This is a genomic window from bacterium (assembly GCA_035371905.1).
GTDB lineage: Bacteria > Ratteibacteria > UBA8468 > B48-G9 > JAFGKM01 > JAMWDI01.
Genome location: DAORXQ010000122.1, coordinates 1 through 4,316, shown reverse-complemented (window position 1 = coordinate 4,316; position 4,316 = coordinate 1). Strand labels below are relative to the sequence as shown.

The 4,316-nt window shown below is 28.3% G+C and carries 5 protein-coding genes; all 5 read right to left on the bottom strand.

All coding sequences use genetic code 11. From position 1 onward, the window contains the following. Positions 1 to 188 (bottom strand): hypothetical protein (locus tag PKV21_09250; GenBank protein HOM27670.1); only part of this gene is annotated, 188 nt, incomplete at its 3' end. After that, on the bottom strand, positions 178 to 1,128 hold the full coding sequence (gene csm4 / locus PKV21_09245) for a type III-A CRISPR-associated RAMP protein Csm4 (GenBank protein HOM27669.1): 951 nt from the start codon (positions 1,126 to 1,128) through the stop codon (positions 178 to 180). The genes PKV21_09250 and csm4, both read right to left, overlap by 11 nt. Positions 1,129 to 1,140: 12 nt before the next feature. Beyond that, on the bottom strand, positions 1,141 to 1,968 hold the full coding sequence (gene csm3, locus PKV21_09240) for a type III-A CRISPR-associated RAMP protein Csm3 (GenBank protein ID HOM27668.1): 828 nt from the start codon (positions 1,966 to 1,968) through the stop codon (positions 1,141 to 1,143). Between the two features lie 12 nt (positions 1,969 to 1,980). After that, positions 1,981 to 2,376, bottom strand: coding sequence for a type III-A CRISPR-associated protein Csm2 (gene csm2 / locus PKV21_09235; GenBank protein HOM27667.1), 396 nt, complete (start codon positions 2,374 to 2,376; stop codon positions 1,981 to 1,983). A gap of 265 nt (positions 2,377 to 2,641) precedes the next feature. Further along, a partial coding sequence (gene cas10 / locus PKV21_09230) for a type III-A CRISPR-associated protein Cas10/Csm1 (GenBank protein ID HOM27666.1) occupies positions 2,642 to 4,316 on the bottom strand: 1,675 nt, incomplete at its 5' end.

Sequence of the window (4,316 nt, the reverse complement as noted above, 5' to 3'; positions counted from 1 at the left end):
TTTATATATCTTTCACTTTGTGCCATATTTAAAAATTTATCTTTAAATTTTGAAAATTCAGGTGATTGAAAAAGTGCATCCATATTAATCCTGATGAATTTATTTTCTTCAAGCACATATTCAAGAGGACTTATTTCTTTTCCAGAACCAATATGGACTGGACTTAAAACTTTTATTTTAATTTTCATTTTGAACCTCTATTTTACAGGGTAAAGAAAATGCAAAACCATATCTATAAACATTATGGCTTTGGAATATTTCAGTAGGTGTTACATCTGCTATTTTTCCTTTTTTCATTGATGGAAAAACAGAACCTTCAATAAACATTCTGATTGATTTTTTTCTTAAAGATTTTGTGTATGGAGAAAAGATATATCCTTTTCTTTCAATTATCTCATAATAACCATCTTTAAGGTCTTTTAATTCATTTTCCTGTGGTAAATAAAGTGAAAGAATTATACAACCAAAAGATTCAGAAGGAGTTTGAATTTCAAATTTATCAATTGTATCAATTGTAAAATTTCCTTTCCCAACACTTCTATCTCCTCCAATTCCTTCGTCTCCCATTAATCTTAATGTTGCAAAAAATTTCTTTTCAAAATCAGGTTCTTTAAAATCTACTACGAAAAATAAACCACTTCCTTCTTCAAAAAATACTTCTCCAAAATGAAAATAGTTTTCTCCAGGAGTTGTATTTAATCTGCTTAAACCAATTCTCGGATTTTCAATTATATTGTAATGTGTTTTTCCATCTTTTTCAGGTATTGTGCTGTAATTTAGATAAATATCTTCAAGTTTTTCTCCATTTAACAATTTTTCAAATCCATCCTTTTCTATATACTTAATTTTTTTAATTACTTTTTCTTTCGGCAATTGATTTAAAGGTACAGGGAAATATAATTTTTCTTTACTGTATGGAAACATTGAAGAAATTAAAAATACAGGATTATTGTTTCTGAATTTTTCTATAAGTTGGTTCAGTTCGTTTTCTCCGTAAAGCAAAAGGTAGTTATAACAGAAAGCAGAAAAAAGTGTATCTGAATGTATTATTTCTTCTGTTGCTTCTAAAAATCCTTCTCTTTCTCCTGAATGAAAAGAAGATTTAAATTTAATCTTTACAATTTTCATTTTCTTTCCCTTTTAGGTGATGTTATTTTGGATATTAGAGAAGTTCTTTACAATATCTTTCGGAGTAGCATACCCATCATTGATTTTGTACACATTGATATTCCCACTTTCATAATCTTCTTTTTTATTCCAGTAAATTTCAATATTCTCAAATTTAATTTTTCCATACCCTCTTGAACCCATACCACCAAGATAATCATCTTCAAGCAATTCCATAGATTCAAAAACAACTTTAAGCAAATTTTTGTCACTTTCTTCAAAAATATTAAAGACCATCTCCATAGGTCTAAAAACTGCTCCTGCTGGCACCCTGTCAATGGTTCTTAAGCTTTTTTCTAAAGCAGTACCTTTTAACCTATCAATTGCTGTTTCCATTTTTATTTCTGTCCATTCAAGCTCCATATTTCTTCTCATTTCTTCTGTGATTGATTTTTCATCTAAAAAAATATCTCTTACAATTAATCTCGTTCCTACTGGAATCCCTAATAATTTATCAGAACTTAAAATTCCCCAAACTTTGCATATTTTACACTTTAAATATTCTTCAGGAGCATCACATTCATGCCAATATGGCTCTTCTTTTTTTGAATTTTTAACATTTCTCGTTTTATTTAGTTTTACTTTCTCATTTTTTTCTGCAAGCATTCTTAATTTCCCTTTTAAAGAAGAACCGGGGATATAAGGCCTTCCAAAAGCATCAGTAATTACTGGTTGGTCTACCCCTCCAATTTTCAAACCTGTAGTGGCCCCAGCAATTCTTAATCCAGTAATAACTTTAATATCTCCTTTAATCAATATTTTCCCTAACAAATTTACTTTTATTTTATTTTCATTTAACATTTTGCCCTCCTTTTAATCCTTTACTTTACTATAAAATCTATGATAACCTACAATTGCCTCAAAAAAATATCTGAAATTTTCAAATTTTTTATAATCATCTCCAACCAGTTGAAGTGCATAATCAATTATTTCCTTTAATTCCTTCAAAGCAAATGACTTATTATTTCTTCCCGCAATATAAGCCAATTTTGGTCTTAAAATTTGATGCTTCTGTGATTTTATATCTTCTTCTTTCATCCTTTGAACATCATCCAGTATATTTCTAATTTGTGAAGTAGTTAATTTTTCTTCCTTCTCTCGTGGATTTTGGGGCGCGTATTTCTCACCAATCTCCTGGGCATATTTATTTAATATCTCAAAATCTCCATTTATTATCTTCTCAATAATTTCTTTGTTTATATTAGTCATAGCCACCTCCTTTTAAACTTTTTTCCTCATTTTCTCCAAAAAATCTTTATCAAAAGTCATCAAAATTTTTCCTTCTTCCCTCGCAATTTCAAAAAACTTCCATTTTTAATTGTATCAATTCTCAATATCTATTCCTTTTTCCTTTAACTTTTTAATCAAATCCAGATGAAAATTTTCATTTGTCAAAATTTCATATTTAATAAACTTTTTCATCTGTTAAAATTAAAAGTGAATATTCAATCGCTCCAAGTAATCTAACTTTCTTTCACCCTCCTTTTCTTGTTAATAGTTCTGCCCATCTTACTGCTACATTTAATTTAGGTTGAATATTAAAATCAGTTATAAATGTTTCCCTGATTTTATCAATATCATTTTCGTAATCTTTATGTCTTTCCATAAATCTTTTCAATGCGTAAAAAATTCTCCAGATTCTCACAAATGGTATTTTTCCCCTCTCTTTTAGTTCTTTTTCTTTATATCCTCCATATAAAATTGTCAAAATAGCCCTTGATACTTTTGGTTTTCCATCTTCTTTCAAAAGTTCATAGAGTTTATTCTTTACTTCCTTTATTTTTACAAATTCTTCATCCCATTTTATTGGTTCAAAAAATGTGATTTTATTTTTTTCGCCTTTTTTTGCTTTTTCTTCTTCCTCTCCTGCTTTTTTTGCTGCCTGATAAACAGGAAATTTCTTCGAAGGAGCAATGTATATACCACCTGAAATTGTTATCTTTTCATGATTACACACATATTTTCTAAAGTTTCTCCATATTTCCTCAGCAATTTCCGGCAAATCACTCCATGGCGCAATTATAAATAAATCATCTCCTCCTGAATATACAACACAGCATTTTTCTTTATATTCTTTTTCAACAATATTCCGAATTCCAAGAGAAAAGAAAAGTGAAAATGTATAACTTAACATACTATATTTTGAAATTGTTGTTATATCTTTCCCTTCTTCATCAATAAAACCTGAACCAAAAATTAAACCAAGATTGTCAACATCCATTCTTAAAGCACCCCATCTTTCAATACCTTCTGCCTTTTTAGCAATATCTTCAAGAGTTCCTTCTGGACTATAAATTGCTTCATATCTAAAAGCATCACAATTTACTTTCAGAAAATCAGAGTTGTTTAAATAAATTTTTATACCCCCTATACTTTTTTCAAAACTTATTTTATAACCCAGTCCTTCAAATATTTCATCCCATTTATTAACTTCTTCTTTTATCTCTTTTTTATTAACTTTTTTTATCTCCATAATCACATTTTCTTTCTTTATTTCTATTGCAAGTTTTTCAAAACTTTCACAGAGTTCACATTTATCTTTTTTTTCTATTTCTCTCCCACAGATTTCGCAACCACCCATTTCTTTTTCCACTTTTTCCGGATATGGTTTAAAGAGATTTTCGGATATTAAATATTTAAATTTTTTTCTTTTTTCAATTGCCAATTTTCTTCCAAGTTCAGATAATAAATCGCCAAAATTTTCAATAAAATTCCAGTAAGGAAATTTAATATAAGAGATAAGAAATCCAAGTTTGCCCTGATGTGCTTTAAAGATTACTTTATCTATTTCTTCTGTCAGTTTTTCCAATCTTTTTTCTGCATCTGAAAGATTTGGAAGTAAAATTATAAAGTTTCCACCTCCAAGATATATAAGATTTGCTTTTGTCAGATTGAATTCGTCAAGTATTTTATAAGCAATAATTTCAGAGATTAATTGAAGATAAAAAGACCTTCCTCTTAAACCCTTTAATGCATGTTCACTTGATACAGAATAAATAAAGTCCTGAATTCCTGAAATGTCTCCTTTCAGAAGTATAAAATCTTTTCTATTAAGTTTTCCATAATCTATCTCTTCTATTAATTCACCAGTCCTTCTTTTTTCAAAAATTTTTTTAAGTTCTTCAATCAGTTTATCAAGTGTTTCTTTT

Coding starts and splice junctions, on each gene's coding strand:
- csm4 (HOM27669.1), bottom strand. CDS start 1,128: ATGAAAATTGTAAAGATTAAATTTAAATCTTCTTTTCATTCAGGAGAA.
- csm3 (HOM27668.1), bottom strand. CDS start 1,968: ATGTTAAATGAAAATAAAATAAAAGTAAATTTGTTAGGGAAAATATTG.
- csm2 (HOM27667.1), bottom strand. CDS start 2,376: ATGACTAATATAAACAAAGAAATTATTGAGAAGATAATAAATGGAGAT.